Source organism: Sorangium sp. So ce834 (assembly GCF_051521425.1).
In the GTDB taxonomy this organism is placed as follows: domain Bacteria; phylum Myxococcota_A; class Polyangia; order Polyangiales; family Polyangiaceae; genus Sorangium; species Sorangium cellulosum_D.
On sequence record NZ_CP150351.1, the window covers coordinates 3,700,821 to 3,714,362 of the forward strand.

14 protein-coding genes are annotated in these 13,542 nt (G+C 69.9%); 8 read left to right on the forward strand and 6 right to left on the reverse strand.

Annotation, left to right across the window (positions count from 1 at the left end):
* Window positions 1–19: 19 nt before the first annotated feature.
* On the reverse strand, window positions 20–1,444 hold the full coding sequence (locus tag WMF20_RS13565) for an IS110 family transposase (protein ID WP_437606630.1): 1,425 nt from the start codon (window positions 1,442–1,444) through the stop codon (window positions 20–22).
* A 741-nt stretch (window positions 1,445–2,185) separates the two neighbouring features.
* On the opposite strand from WMF20_RS13565, the gene WMF20_RS13570 reads away from it, so the two are divergent.
* Window positions 2,186–3,139 (forward strand): RHS repeat-associated core domain-containing protein, encoded by a 954-nt coding sequence (locus tag WMF20_RS13570; protein WP_437613829.1) that lies wholly within the window; start codon window positions 2,186–2,188, stop codon window positions 3,137–3,139.
* 27 nt (window positions 3,140–3,166) lie between these two features.
* Window positions 3,167–3,457, forward strand: coding sequence for a hypothetical protein (locus WMF20_RS13575; protein WP_437613831.1), 291 nt, complete (start codon window positions 3,167–3,169; stop codon window positions 3,455–3,457).
* A 21-nt stretch (window positions 3,458–3,478) separates the two neighbouring features.
* Here the strand turns inward: WMF20_RS13575 and WMF20_RS13580 are convergent, their stop codons facing one another.
* The gene (locus tag WMF20_RS13580; protein WP_437613833.1) at window positions 3,479–4,168 is read right to left on the reverse strand and encodes an NUDIX hydrolase; all 690 of its coding nucleotides are present in this window, start codon (window positions 4,166–4,168) and stop codon (window positions 3,479–3,481) included.
* Window positions 4,169–4,419: 251 nt separating this feature from the next.
* Between WMF20_RS13580 and WMF20_RS13585 the strand changes: the two genes are divergently transcribed.
* Window positions 4,420–5,283, forward strand: a complete 864-nt coding sequence (locus tag WMF20_RS13585; RefSeq protein ID WP_129574757.1) for an STAS domain-containing protein — start codon at window positions 4,420–4,422, stop codon at window positions 5,281–5,283.
* A 49-nt stretch (window positions 5,284–5,332) separates the two neighbouring features.
* On the opposite strand, the gene WMF20_RS13590 is transcribed toward WMF20_RS13585, so the two are convergent.
* Window positions 5,333–6,838, reverse strand: coding sequence for a L,D-transpeptidase (locus WMF20_RS13590; RefSeq protein ID WP_437613836.1), 1,506 nt, complete (start codon window positions 6,836–6,838; stop codon window positions 5,333–5,335).
* Between the two features lie 213 nt (window positions 6,839–7,051).
* Here WMF20_RS13590 and WMF20_RS13595 point away from each other — a divergent pair, with 213 nt between their 5' ends.
* Genes WMF20_RS13595 through WMF20_RS13605 form a run of 3 tightly spaced genes read left to right on the forward strand, consistent with a single transcriptional unit; the run spans window position 7,052 to window position 8,276 of the window.
* On the forward strand, window positions 7,052–7,183 hold the full coding sequence (locus WMF20_RS13595) for a hypothetical protein (RefSeq protein ID WP_257792777.1): 132 nt from the start codon (window positions 7,052–7,054) through the stop codon (window positions 7,181–7,183).
* Between the two features lie 12 nt (window positions 7,184–7,195).
* Window positions 7,196–7,738 (forward strand): RNA polymerase sigma factor, encoded by a 543-nt coding sequence (locus WMF20_RS13600; RefSeq protein WP_437613838.1) that lies wholly within the window; start codon window positions 7,196–7,198, stop codon window positions 7,736–7,738.
* Complete coding sequence (locus tag WMF20_RS13605; RefSeq protein WP_437613840.1) at window positions 7,728–8,276, forward strand: hypothetical protein; 549 nt, start codon at window positions 7,728–7,730, stop codon at window positions 8,274–8,276. Before WMF20_RS13600 ends, WMF20_RS13605 begins: the two co-directional genes overlap by 11 nt.
* 24 nt (window positions 8,277–8,300) lie before the next feature.
* Here WMF20_RS13605 and mmsB read toward each other — a convergent pair whose 3' ends face one another.
* The 3 genes from mmsB to chvE form a co-directional block, all read right to left on the reverse strand.
* The gene (gene mmsB / locus WMF20_RS13610; protein WP_437613842.1) at window positions 8,301–9,566 is read right to left on the reverse strand and encodes a multiple monosaccharide ABC transporter permease; all 1,266 of its coding nucleotides are present in this window, start codon (window positions 9,564–9,566) and stop codon (window positions 8,301–8,303) included.
* 7 nt (window positions 9,567–9,573) lie between these two features.
* Window positions 9,574–11,106, reverse strand: a complete 1,533-nt coding sequence (gene mmsA, locus WMF20_RS13615; RefSeq protein WP_437613844.1) for a multiple monosaccharide ABC transporter ATP-binding protein — start codon at window positions 11,104–11,106, stop codon at window positions 9,574–9,576.
* A 140-nt stretch (window positions 11,107–11,246) separates the two neighbouring features.
* Window positions 11,247–12,371, reverse strand: coding sequence for a multiple monosaccharide ABC transporter substrate-binding protein (gene chvE, locus WMF20_RS13620; protein ID WP_437613846.1), 1,125 nt, complete (start codon window positions 12,369–12,371; stop codon window positions 11,247–11,249).
* Between the two features lie 256 nt (window positions 12,372–12,627).
* Here chvE and WMF20_RS13625 point away from each other — a divergent pair, with 256 nt between their 5' ends.
* Both WMF20_RS13625 and WMF20_RS13630 read left to right on the forward strand, forming a co-directional pair.
* Window positions 12,628–13,020: a DUF2809 domain-containing protein gene (locus WMF20_RS13625; RefSeq protein ID WP_129574763.1), complete on the forward strand. Its 393-nt coding sequence runs from the start codon at window positions 12,628–12,630 to the stop codon at window positions 13,018–13,020.
* A gap of 105 nt (window positions 13,021–13,125) precedes the next feature.
* A complete protein-coding gene (locus WMF20_RS13630) occupies window positions 13,126–13,536 on the forward strand; it encodes a GFA family protein (protein ID WP_437613848.1) in 411 nt (136 codons plus the stop codon).
* The last annotated feature ends 6 nt before the right edge of the window (window positions 13,537–13,542 follow it).

A 13,542-nucleotide genomic window follows, 5' to 3' on the forward strand; every position in this document is an offset into this window, starting at 1 on the left:
TCAAGCTCGGGACAACGATTCACGTCGACCTCCGGCCGGGAGAAGGGGCCTGCGCGGACTTGGCCCGCCGCGTCGTCGCTGGCGCTTGCCGGGCGGATGCCGGCCGGGCGGACCGCAGAGACGAGGCTGCCGCCCCAGCAGCTTCGGGCCGCGCGGGGGTCGCTGCGCGACGAGGCAGCCGCTGAGGGCGGCTGGTCTGCGCGACGTGCTTGAGCACCTTCTGCTGGCGCAGCATCCGCAGCTCGCCGTCGGACAGCGGCGCGATCGGCGGCAGCCCCTCGCGCTCGTAGATCGTATCGAGCGCGGGCACGGTGCGGGTGCGCACGCCCGAGCCGTACGCCTTGGGGCGCGGCTGTCCCTTTGGCAGCCCGGTCCGGCGCCGCTCGCCGGTCGCCTTCACGCGCATCCGGGCCAGCTTGGTGTCGGTCGAGCGCGGCACCGCATAGCGATACGGCTCGTTGTTCTTGAGCATGTGGTAGGCGATGGTCACCAGCTTGCGCGCGGTGGCCACCACAGCCACGTTGCGGTTCTTGCGCTTGGCGAGCCGTCGAAAGAAGTTGCCGAGCGGTCCTGGGTGGTTGCCGACGTGCTGCGCGGCTTGCACCAGCATCCAGCGCGCCTGCCCCTTGCCCTGCTTGGTGATGCGCCCGTGGTAGACGTGTTCGGGATCGCCCGACTGATAGGTCGAGGGCACCAGCCCGAGGTAGCTCGCAGCGTGGTCGGGCGAGCGAAAGCGCTGGATGTCTCCGAGCGCCGCCAAGAGCGTTTGCGCCACCGCCACGTCCACGCCCGGCAGCGTCATCAAGAGCCGCACGCGCGGCTCGTCGTACCCGTCGACGGCCAGCTCCTCGTCGAGCCGCGAAAGCTCCGACTCCAGCTGTCCGAGCAGCCGCAGCTCGCTGTCGAGCGCGGCGCGACCTGCGCCATCCAGCTCCAGCGTCTCCAGCCAGGCGCGTCCCTTCGTTCCAAACAGCTCGTTGACCATCGGGTGAATCAGACGCTGGTGCAAGACGGCGTGAATGCGATTCTTCACCCGCGTCCTGTCGGCCACGAGCGACGCTCGACGGTTGGTCAGCCGGCGCCGTCCTTGCGTCGCCTGATCGGGTTGCCACACCCGCGGCAGGTAGTCGGCGCGCAGCAGCTGCGCCAGCACCAGCGCGTCGACCTTGTCGGTCTTGACCTTCGCGTCGGCAATCGCCCGCGTGCGCAGCGGATTGGAGACGACGATCTCGGCCGCGAGCGGGCGGAGCACCTCCACGATGGTCCAGGTGTGGCTCGTCGCCTCCAGCGCCACACGGGCGTTCGGGCCCAGGTAGCGCTTGGCGAACCGTACGAGCTCCTCGCGGGTGCAAGGGAAGCGGACGCGACGGCGCAGCTTGCCTGCCTCGTCGATCACGGCCGCTTCGACCGCATCCTTGTGGACATCCAGGCCGACAGAGTCCATACGCTCTCTCCAGCGGTGCGAGGAGGGTCGTGCTGCCCGGGTGCCCAGGCGAGCGAGTCCTTCGATGAGGACCCGGCGAGGTGGTTGACCTTCGCGGTCGACTGGCCACCACGCCGACGGAACAACGGGTCGTACGGCACCTACCTATCCGAGCTCGAGGCTCAACCGGGTGGGCCGGTGGGGCGGTCACATATGACAGCGGGCTCATGGCCCATACGCGAAAGCGACCGACCCCGGGGTGAACGACCCCCTCGCACCGCACTTTCTGGGGAGACAGCGTCTCACCCCGTCCCATGCCCGGTGCGAGGAAGGCCAGCATGGGACGAAATCTTTGCAACCTTTTTGACGCATGAGCTGGGCGCTGGCGTGCGTCCCGCAACGCGCTCGCTTCCTGCCGATCCCTGCTCGCCTCTCCTCTTGATCGGGGCGTCCGGCGGCCGAGGCGCGACGCTCCGGGCGCTTGCTTGTCGCTCATCCCGCCGGCGCGCCTGGGCCGCCGGACGCCGGCGCGCGGCAGACGCTGCCTCCAGTCGGCGCAGCCTGCTTGCCGCGCGCTCGCGCTCCTCCGCCTTGGCCACCGCCCGAGCCGCTGTGATTCCAGTCGCGCGACGCTCGTCGCCAGGACAGCCGCTGCTGCACACCAACGTACCGAGAGCGAATGCGGGGCGGCGGTCACACCACGTTCATAACCGGTACGACGCGCTCGGCAACCTGCGACATGTCGAGCTGCCGGACGGTACGGTGATCGATTACCTGGTCGACGGCGAGGGCCACCGCGTCTGGAAGCAGAAGAACGGGATCAAGGTCCAGGGCTTCCTGTACCGGAGCGAGCTCCAGCCGGTCGCGGAGCTCGACGGCGCGGGGAACGTGGTTGCGCGCTTCGTCTACGGGCGAGACCGCAACGTGCCGGACCTGATGGTCAAGGGTGCAGCGACGTACCGTATCCTGACCGATCACCTCGGGAGCCCGCGGCTCGTGGTCGACTCGGCGACCGGCTCGGTGGCGCAGCGGATGGACTTCGACGAGTTCGGACGCGTGCTCGTCGACACCAGCCCGGGCTTCACGCCGTTCGGATTCGCGGGAGGCCTCTATGATGCCGACACGGGGCTCGTGCGCTTCGGGGCGCGAGACTACGATCCGGAGACCGGACGGTGGGCCGCGAAGGACCCGCTTGGGTTCGGCGGCGGCGATACGAACCTGTACGCGTACGCGGGACAGGATCCGATCAACAACATCGATCCGGATGGCCGGATCTGGTGGGCGGTGGGCGGTGGCGTGATCGGCGCTGGGCTGGATCTTGGATTTCAGCTCCTGGACAACGGCGGCAACTTCGGGTGCGTCAACTGGGCGAGCGTGGGCAGGTCCGCTATCGGCGGCGCCCTCATGGGAGCCGGCATCGGCGCGCTGACGGGCACCTCGATCGCCGCGGCGACCCAGGGCTCGATGGTGACGGTCTCTCACTGGAACACCGCCGCGAACATCGCCGCCGGCCTCCGTTCTGGCTCCTGGGTCATGCTGGGCGGAGCGACCTGGCGCAACTGGCTGCTGGCGGGAGTCGCCCAGCAGGGCTACAAGTATGGCAACTCGCTCACGACCCAGGTGCCCGCCGGCTCTCTCGTGTCGCCCATCACGAGGGAGGGTTGGGTGCTCGGCTCGATCAAGCACGTCATCGGCCAGCGTATCTACCAGCCCTGACTGGCTCTCCGGCACCATGTGTTGACCATGCATTCTTTCCTCAAAGTCGCCGACATCGCGGTATGGGTGCTGTTCGGCCTGTGCTTGATGCTCGACCTGTACTCGCTGTTTCTGTCGATCCGGCGCATCATGGGTCACCGCGGGCCGTCCCCGGTCGCGTTCGTCCCGCTGCTCGGCTACGTGCTCCGTATCGTGACGCTCGAATCCAGAGCGCCGCTCCGGGCAGCGGCGCTCTGCGCCGGCGCCGCCGTGATTCACGTCCTCCTCGCCTTCGGCGTCCCCGCCCTCGTCCGGGCTTTCCTGCGAAGACGCGGCTGACCTGGCCCACCGGCCCCGGCGTCAGATCTCGAAGTTGAACCCGTCCCTCTCCAGCCGCTCGTACTTCCGCCGGTCGAACCGGTAGAGCCGCGCCGCCCGGTGGGCGACGTCCTGCTCGACCTCGTCGAGCTCCACGAGCAGCCCCGTGCCGAGGGCCTTCTTGCGGAAGTTGCGCTTGTCGAGCGGGCGCTCGAGGATCTTCTCGTAGAGCCGCTGGAGCTGCGACAGCGTGAACTTCGGCGGCAGCAGCTCGAACCCGATCGGCCGATACCGCACCTTGCCCTTCAGCCGCTCCAGCGCGGTCGAGAAGATCTCCTCGTGATCGAAGGCGAGCGCCGGCGTGTCGTCCACCGAGAACCACGCGGCCTCGCGGGCGTCGGTCGCCGCCTTCACCCGGTGATCCCCGAGCTTGACCAGCGCGTAGTACGCCACCGACACGACGCGCTCGCGCGGGTCGCGCCCGAGCGCGCCGAAGGTGTAGAGCTGCTCCAGGTACACCCCCGAGAGCCCCGTCTCCTCGGCGAGCTCCCGCCGCGCGGCGTCGTCCAGCGACTCGTCGACGCGCACGAAGCCGCCCGGGAGCGCCCACCGGCCGCGGAACGGCTCGAGCTCCCGCCGGATGAGGAGCACCTTCAGATCCTCCTCATCGAGGCCGAACACGACGCAATCCACCGTCAATGCCGGCCGTGGGTGCTCGTACGCGACGGACATTCGGACCTCCGTGTGAGCTGGACACGAAGCTTAGTGTGTTTCGGACACCATGTCAACCCGCGCCGGGCCCGGCCCCGCGGCGCGGCGCCACGGCGACCGCACGCCTCGACAGCTTCACCGGGAATCGCGTCTTCGAGGGCCAAGCGGGCTCAGCAAACGGTGCGATGTTTCCCCCGGTGGGTTCACGAAACTTGCCGTCCGCTGTCGACAAACGCTCGACGGCCAGCGCGCGGGCGGGGTAAAAAGCTCTCATGAAGGGGGACGAGGCGTCGGCCGCGGCGGGTGCGGAGATCCAGAATGAGCCCGAGGCGGAGCTCGGAGAGGCAGAGCTGCTCCTCCGGGCCGTGCTCGACAATCTCCCGGTCTCCGTGTGCAGGTACGATCGCGAGGGGATCTTCAGGTTCCACGACGGCAAGGGGCTGGAGGTCTCCGGCGGCGTGCGGCCGGGAGAGCTCCTCGGCAAGAGCGTCTACGAGCTCTATGCGGGGTCGCCGGGGGCGGCGGAGGCCATACGGCAGGCGATCGAGGGGAAGGGGTCGCACGCCGTGACCGAGGCGCACGGCCTCACCTGGGAGACATGGTTCGTCCCCGTGCGCCTCGGCGGAGAGCCCGGCGCGGTCAGCATCACCATGGACGCCACCGCGGCGAGGCAGCGAGAGCAGGACCTCCGGAACAAGCTCGAGCTGATCGAGAAGCAGCAGAGGGTCATCAGCGATCTCTCGACGCCGATCATCGAGGTCTGGGACAAGGTGCTGACCCTGCCCATGGTGGGCGTGGTGGACAGCCTGCGGATCGCCGAGGTGATGGACAACCTGCTCACGGCGATCGTGGACAAGGACGCCCGCTACGCGATCCTCGACCTCACGGGCGTCGACGCGGTCGACACGCGCACGGCCGGGTACATCATCGAGATGATCCAGGCGATCCGGCTCTTGGGCGCGGAGGGGATCGTCACCGGGATCCGGTCGAACGTGGCCCAGACGATGATCGCGCTCGGGCTCGACCTGTCCGGTGTCACGACCGTCGGCAACCTCCGCGCCGGCCTCAAGCTCTGCATGCGGCGCATGGCCGCGGCGGGCGAGGCGGGCGACGCGGGCTGCGTCCCGGTGAAGTAGCCGTCGGCGCGGGCGCCCGCGCGGCGCGCCGCGCGCTCGGCCGCGGCGATCAGCGGTGGATCACGACGCGCGTCGACGGGTCTTTGCGCGTGACCTGGACCGCGTACCACCCCTCCGGCACGGGGGGCTCGGTCCAGTGGAACAGCCACTTGGCGTCGACCGGCGAGAGGTTCACGCAGCCGCCGCTCTGCCCGTCGCCCCAGTTGTTGTGCCAGTACGCCGCGTGGAGGAGGTACTTGCTGAAGAAGTGCTGGCTCCACGGCACCTCCGCCTCGATCCAGTCGTCCTCGTCGACGTGAGGGGTGATGAGCGTCTTCGTCACCCACTTGCGGTTGATGCGGTACTGGCCGAGCGGGGTCGTGGAGGGCGGCACGAACGGCTCGACGCTCTCCGGGTCGTCGGCCCCGTTGCGCCCGGCCGAGATGAGCGTGGCGAAGACGGGCCGGTCGTCCTCATAGGCGATGAGCCAGCCTTCGAGCGCGGCGATCTCGATCCACGTGTTCCTCGGCCCCTCGGCCGGCGCCGCGGGCGCCGCGCCGCCGAGCTGGATGCGGCGCCCCCACGGGTTCTTCGACTTCCGTGGCTTGATCACCACCGCATCTCGCTCGAGCACCCAGTGCCCGTCGTCGCGGGTCTCGAGATACGTCAGCTTGCCGACCTGCCGCGACTTGCCCGTCAGCCCGACCCGGTCGAGGCGCTCCCACACGGCGTCCGTCTTCGCGAGCTGGTTCTCCTCGGTGAGGCGGTACTTGGGGCGCGGCTTGCGCCGAAAGAACACGAGCGGGAGCCGCTCGTCGGCGCCGAGGTGGACCCCCTCGAAGGTGGCGGGCTCATACGGCTTCACCTTATCCTTCGGCACGAACGTCAGATCGGAGGCCCAGAGCCACGTCGCCCCGCCGGCCTCGACCTCCTTCGTCCATGCGACCGACGAGCGCGGGCGGACCTGCATGTGCCGCAGATCGTGCATCCCCGCGGGCCACGCCGGCGCGTCGATGCCTTCGACGTTCAAGAGGCGCTTGAGGCCGAGCGACTCGCCGTAGCGGTAAGGCAGGGGCTGATCGACGAGCGGGGCATGCTCGCTCAGCGTCTTCAGCATCGGATCGGCCGCGTCGAGGGTGGCGCGCTCGCCGTCGACGCAGACGTAGCCGCGGGGCTCGACGGCGTAGAACGCCGGGCAATCGCCGGAGGCCCGGACGGGCTCGGGGCTCTTCAGGCGGACCGACCCGCCGATCGAGAGATAACCGATCCACTGGGCCTTCGGCCTCGGCGCGGACCGGATCCACACCTCGCGGCTCTTCGCGTACACGCGGGAGGGAGCCGCCGGCGCCGCCTCGACCGCGGCGAGCGGGGCCGCGGCGGCCGGAGCCTTCGGCGGCTCGGGGGTGACGATCGGCCCGGCGGCGCCGGGGTCGGCCGCCGGGCGCTCGCTGGAGGGCTCTGCGACCGCGACACCCGCGCGCCCGGCCGGGTCGGCGCCCGAGCCGGCGTCGTGCCGCGACGGCGTGCATGCGAGGCAGAGCACGCCGAGGGCAGCGAACCACGAGCGGCCGGACATAGGCGCGCCACCCTAGCACGCCGAGCCTGCCCGGCGGAATGTTCTGCCGATGCCGCGACGGGCCGGCGGCGCAGCTCCTCGCCACCGCGTCGGTGAGGTCGCGTCCGGTCGCCACGATTTCGATCGCGCGGGTGTCACGCTCGGCCCCGCTCGCGCCTAGAGCCGAGGAAGGCCGGTGAGGACAGCCGGCCGGAGAAGACAAGGAGACCTCCCATGCGTCGTTGGCTCAAGGTGACCCTGTTCGCGGCCGTCCTCGGCATCCCGGCGATGGCCTATGCTGGAACGCAGCTCGCCGGCGGCTGTCCGTGCGCGGATTGCCCGTGCCCGGACTGCCCCTGCGGCTGAGGCCCCAGCCCCTTGGAACCGCGCGCGCGATCGCTGCTCAACGCCTCGATGAGGCGCCTCGCCGACGGCGATCGCGCGGCGTTCGACCCTGTCTATGCCGCCCTCTGGCCGGCGATCAGCGCGTTCTGCAGCCGCATGCTCGGGGGCGACGCGGACGCGGAGGACGCGGCGCAGCAGGCGCTCCTCAAGGTGTTCGACCGCGCCAGCTCGTTCGATCCCGAGGCGGACGCGCTCACCTGGGCGCTCGCCATCGCAGCGTGGGAGTGCCGCACGGCGCGGCGGCGGCGGACCCGCTCGCGGGAGGCGCCGGACGAGCACCTCCCATCGCTCGCGGCCGACATGCCCACGCCGGAGGACGCGGCGATCGCGCGGGATCTGGACGACGCGGCGCGCGAGGTGCTCGGCGCGCTGGCCGAGGCGGATCGCGAGACGCTGAGGGCGACGCTGCTGGAGGGCGATCGCGATCCCTCGGTCTCGGGCGCGGCGTTTCGCAAGCGCCGCGAGCGCGCATTTGCCCGCCTCCGGGAGGCGTGGAGGAGGATTTATGGAACCTGAGGCGCTCGCCGGCCTGAAGGAGAGGGCCTATCGTGCCTACGAGCGCGGGAGGGCGCGACAGGCGGCCTGGGCGGCGACCCCGACGCTCGCAGTGGCGCTCGTCGCCGCGCTGATGAGCGACCGTCCGCTCACCACCGCGATCATCGGCGCGGCGCTGTACATCGCCGCGGCGCTGCTCTCGTGGCGGGGGCGGGAGCTCGGCCGGGGCGTGCTCCCCGGCGTCGCGGCGGGGCTCGTGCCCTTCGCGGCGGCGCACGCCGCGCGCGTCTACGGTCACCTCTGCACGCCGGAGGGGTGCGTCTCCATCTGCGTTCCGGCCTGCATGGCGGGCGGGGTCGCCGCCGGCGTGCTGCTCTCGCGCGCGCTGCGCCGGTCGGACCGGCTCGGGGCCTCCTGGGCCTCGGCGTGCGGCGTCGCCGCGCTGACGGGCGCCCTCGGCTGCGCCTGCGTCGGCTTCGGCGGCGTGGTCGCCCTCGCGGCGGGGCTGCTCACCGGCACCGCGCCGCTCGCGCTCCGCCCCGCGCGCGGCGGCGCGTGATGGAGTGAAGCGGGGCGCGGGCGGTCAGCGGGTCGCCCCGGCGCGTCGCTTCGACCACACGTCGAAGGCCACCGCGGCGAGCAGCACCAGGCCCTTGACGAGCATCACCCGCTCGGACGGGGAGCCGATCAGCGACATGCCGTTGTTGATCACACCCATGATCAGACCGCCGGTGATCGCGCCGGCCACCTTGCCGACGCCGCCCTGCACGGCGGCGCCGCCGATGAAGGCCGCGGCGATCGCGTCCAGCTCGAAGTTGATTCCAGCGGTCGGGCCCGCCTGGTTCAGCCGCCCGGCAAAGATGATCCCCGCGACCGCGGCGAGAACGCCCATGTTCACGAAGATCCAGAAGGTGACCCAACTGACCTTGATCCCGGACAGCATCGCGGCGTGCACGTTGCCGCCCACCGCGTAGATGTGGCGGCCGAAGATCGTCCGGTTGGTCAGCAGCGTGTAGCCCAGCGCCAGGGCGGTCAGCAGGATCAGCACCCACGGCAGGTTCTTGAACCGGGCCAGCTGCACGAGGACGAACATCACCACGGCCGACGCGGCGATGAGCTTCGCGACGAACACCGGCAGCGCGTCCACCTGCTGCCTGTAGCCGAGCCGGGCGGCCCGGGCGCGCCACTGGGTGGCCACGATGCCGACCACGCCGGCCGCCCCGACGAGCAGCGTGACCACGTCGGCCCCGCCGAGCGCCCCGAGGCGAATGTTGCCCAGGTACCCCTCGGTGAAGCCGTTGGCCAGCGTGCGCACCTCGTCCGGGAACGGGCCGATGCCCTGGTTGCCCAGGATCGTGAGGGTCACGGCGCGGAACAGGAGCATGCCGGCGAGCGTCACGATGAACGCCGGGATGCGGAAGTAGGCGACCCAGAAGCCCTGCCAGGCGCCGATCAGGGCGCCCACGACTAGGGTGATGCCGGCCGCCAGGGGCCAGGGCACGTGGTTTTCGACCATCAGCACGGCCGCGACCGCGCCGGTCGCCGCCACGACCGAGCCGGCCGACAGGTCGACGTGGCCGGCGATGATGATCAGGATCATCCCGATGGCCAGAATCAGGATGTACGAGTTCTGGACCATGATGTTCGAGATGTTCTGGGGCGCCAGCAGCTGACCGCCGGTCAGGCCCGTGAACAGCACGACGATCAGCGCGAAAGCGACGTAGATGCCGCTCTGCCGCAGGTTGATCGAGAACCGGTGGTTCAGCGGTCGCTCGGGAGGTGACTGCATGTCGGCGGGCAGGGCTTTGCTTGTGGGAGCCGTGCTGCCGGTGGGCGCGAGGCTGGCCATCTCGCCGCTACTCCTTTGCCTTGGTCATGTACTGCATCAGCCGTTCCGGGGTGGCGTCGGCGCGGGCGAGCTGACCGGTGATCCGCCCGGCCGACATGGCGTATATCCGGTCGCAGATGCCGAGCAGCTCGGGCAGCTCCGACGAGATGACCAGGATCGCCTTGCCCTGGTCGGCGAGCGCGTTGATGAACGTGTAGATCTCGTATTTGGCGCCGACGTCGATGCCGCGGGTGGGCTCGTCCAGGATCAGCACGTCGGGGTCCGCGAACATCCACTTGGCCAGGACGACCTTCTGCTGGTTGCCGCCGCTCAGCGTGCCGGTGACCGTGAGGACGCTGGGGGCCTTGATGTTCAGGCGCTTGCGGTACTCGTCGGCGACGCGGTACTCCTCGTTGTCGTCGACCCAGCCCAGGTCGGCGAGCTTCCGCAGGGCGGCCGCCGAGACGTTGCGCTTGATGTCCTCGATCAGGTTCAGGCCATAGGCCTTCCGGTCTTCGGTCGCGTACGCGATGCCTTGATCGATCGCGTCGCTCACCGTCCGCAGGCGGATCTCGCCGCCGTTCTTGAACATCCGCCCGCCGGCGCGGACGCCGTAGCTGCCCCCGAACACGCTCATCGCCAGCTCGGTGCGGCCCGCTCCCATCAGGCCGGCCAGGCCGACGATCTCACCGGCGCGCAGCATGAGGCTCGCGCCCGACACGGCCACCCGCCCGTGCCGGGTCGGGTCGTGCACGGTCCAGTCCTCGATCCGCAGCACCTCGGGGCCGATCTTGGGCTCGCGCGGCGGGAAGCGGTGCTCCAGATCCCGGCCGACCATGCCGGCGATGATCCGGTCCTCGGTCACCTGACCGCTCTTCATGTCCAGCGTCTCGATCGTCCGCCCGTCGCGCAGGATCGTCGTCGAATCGGCGATGGCCTCGATCTCGTTCAGCTTGTGGGAGATGATCACACAGGAGATGCCGTCATTGCGCAGCCCCCGGATCAGGTCGAGCAGATGCGCGGAGTCGTCGTCGTTGAGGGCGGCGGTCGGCTCGTCGAGGATGAGCAGCCGGACTCGCTTCGACAGCGCCTTGGCGATCTCGACCAGCTGCTGCTTGCCCACGCCGATGTCCATCACCGGAGTCACCGGGTTCTCCGGCAGCCCGACCCGGGCGAGGAGGACTTCGGCCTCCGCGTTGGTGCGGTTCCAGTCGATCAGCCCGCGGTGGACCCGCTCGTTGCCGAGGAAGATGTTCTCGGCGATGGACAGGTGGGGGCTCAGCGCGAACTCCTGGTGAATGATCACGATGCCGCGCTTCTCGCTGTCCCGCACGCTGCCAAACTTGCAGAGCTCGCCGTCGAAGTAGATCTCACCCGCGTACGAGCCGTGCGGGTAGACGCCCGAGAGCACCTTCATCAGGGTGGACTTGCCGGCGCCGTTTTCGCCGCAGATCGCGTGGATCTCGCCGCGGCGCACCGACAAGCTGACGTCTTGCAACGCCTTGACACCCGGGAACGTCTTGGTGATTCCGTGCATCTCGAGGATCGCGTCGTCGGCCATCCCGGTCTGCCTCCTTGAGGGGGGTCGCGCGCGCGAGCCGGGCGGCGCTGGCCCGGCTGCGGTCCCAGGCGGCCCGCCGGCCTGCGGCGATCGCGCCGCTCGAGGCCGGCCGGCCCTGCGCGGCCGGTGCCGCGACGCGGCTACTTGAGCTCGTCCTCCTTGTAGTAACCGCTGTCGATCAGCACCTTCTTGTAGTTGCTCTTGTACACGATGATCGGCTCGAGCAGGTACGACGGCACGACCTTCTTGCCGTTGTCGTAGTCCTTGGTGTTGTTCACCTCGGGCTTGCCGGCCTTGAGCACCGCGTCGGCCATCTTCACGGTGACCTCTGCCAGCTGGCGAGTGTCCTTGAAGATGGTGGCGAACTGCTCGCCGGCGATGATCGACTTGACCGACGCCTTCTCGGCGTCCTGCCCGGTGACGATCGGGTACTTCTGGCCGCCGGCGCCGTAGCCGTTGCTCTTCAGCGCCGACAGGATGCCGATGGACAGCCCGTCGTAGGGCGACAGCACGCCGTCGACCTTCGCGCCGCCGGTGTACGTCGTGGTGAGCAGATCCTCCATGCGCTTCTGCGCGGTCGCCGGGTCCCACCGGAGGATGGCCACGGTCTTGAAGTCCTTCTGACCACTCTTGACGACGAGCGTGCCCTTGTCGATGTAGGGCTTGAGCGTGTCCATGGCCCCGTTGAAGAAGAAGGTCGCGTTGTTGTCGTCGGGCGAGCCGGCGAACAGCTCGATGTTGAACGGACCCTGGGCGGCGCCGTCGGAGCCGTCCTCCTTCTTCAACCCGAGGCCCACGAGGAGCGAAGTGGCCTGCTGCACTCCCACCTTGTAGTTGTCGAAGGTGGCATAGTAGTCGACGTTCGGCGAGTTACGGATGAGCCGGTCGTACGCGATGACCGGGATCTTCTTGTCCGCCGCCTGCTGCAGCTGCGTGGTGATCGCCGTGCCGTCGATGGAGGCGATGATGAGCAGCTTGGCATCCTTGGTGATCTGGGTCTCGATCTGGTTCACCTGAGTCGGGATGTCGTTCTCCGCGTACTGCAGGTGGACCTGGTAGCCCAGCTTCTCCAGCGTCGCCTTGACGTTGTTGCCGTCGGAGATCCAGCGCTCCGACGATTTGGTCGGCATGCTGACGCCGACGAGGGCGCTCGTCTTGGCGCCGGACGCACCCTTGTCGGCCGTCTTCTCGCTGGAGTCGCAGGCGCTCATGCCCGCGGCCAGGGCCATGGCCACCGCGGCGGCGGCAAACCTCGCAAGCTTCATCGTCGCTCCTGCTGCAAACGGTGCAGATCCGAGCCGGTCGAACCGGCCAGTGAGGTAAGGAACTCGGCCCATGGCTCGCGTCTCGCGGGACATCACGCGAGCCTCCGCGTCGGTCAGGCATCATTCTGCCACGATCGGTGCGAAGCAAAGATGCCCTTGAGGACCGCATTGTGAGCGTTTACATTTTGCTTGTCAATTCCAAACGGCCGGCTGCCGGGAGCTGCACTGGCGGAGAGGCTGCGGTTAGGCTCGGCGCATGCCGGAAGCCGCCCGCAAGCGCCTCGCGCTGGCCCTCCTCATCGTCGCCGTCGTTCCCGTGGGCCTCATCGCCCGGTTCCACGGCGGTCCGGTCTGGCTGCGCAACAGCGCCGGCGCCGTGCTCTATGAGGTCGTGTGGATCGCCGCGGCGCAGCTCGTGTGGATCTCCGCCCGCACCCACCGGCTCTCGCTCGCGGTCTTCGCCGCGACGTGCGCGATCGAGCTGCTCCAGCTGAGCGAGCTGCCCTGGCTGTGGGCCGCGCGCAGCACCACCCCGGGGCGGCTCCTGCTCGGCGCGAACGGCGGGTTCGATCCCGCCGACTTCGCGCTGTACGCCGTCGGCTGCGCCCTCGGTCTCGCGCTCTGCCGGCCGCTCCGCGTCGCTGCGTGACGCGCCGCCGCGCCGCCCCGCCGCCGCGCCGCGCGCCGGTTGCGCGGTGCGCCGGCAGGGGCCAGGCTGGCGAGCGCGAGTTCCAGGAGCAAGGAGGCGACGTCCATGACCGAGGCTCACCACACCGGCGGCTGCCTGTGCGGCGCGATCCGCTACCGCGCCCGCGGCGCGCCGGTGAGCGTCAACGTTTGTTACTGCAGCCAGTGCCGACGCCAGACCGGCGCGCCGATGCCGTCGTTCGCCACCTATCCCGACGAGCAGTTCGAGCTGCTCTCCGGCGCCCCCGCGACCTATCGGTCGTCCAGCCTCGCGGTCCGCCAGTTCTGCGCGACCTGCGGCTCGTCGCTCTTCTGGCGCCGTGACGGGGCCCGGGAGCTCGACATCTTCCTCGGCACGATGGACCGGCCGGGCGATCTGCCGCCGCCGTCGTTCCAGCTCTGGACCGTGCACCGCGTTCCCTGGCTGCCCGCCATCCCCGGGGCCACCGACTACCGCGGCGCCAAGACCACCACGTAGTCTAGA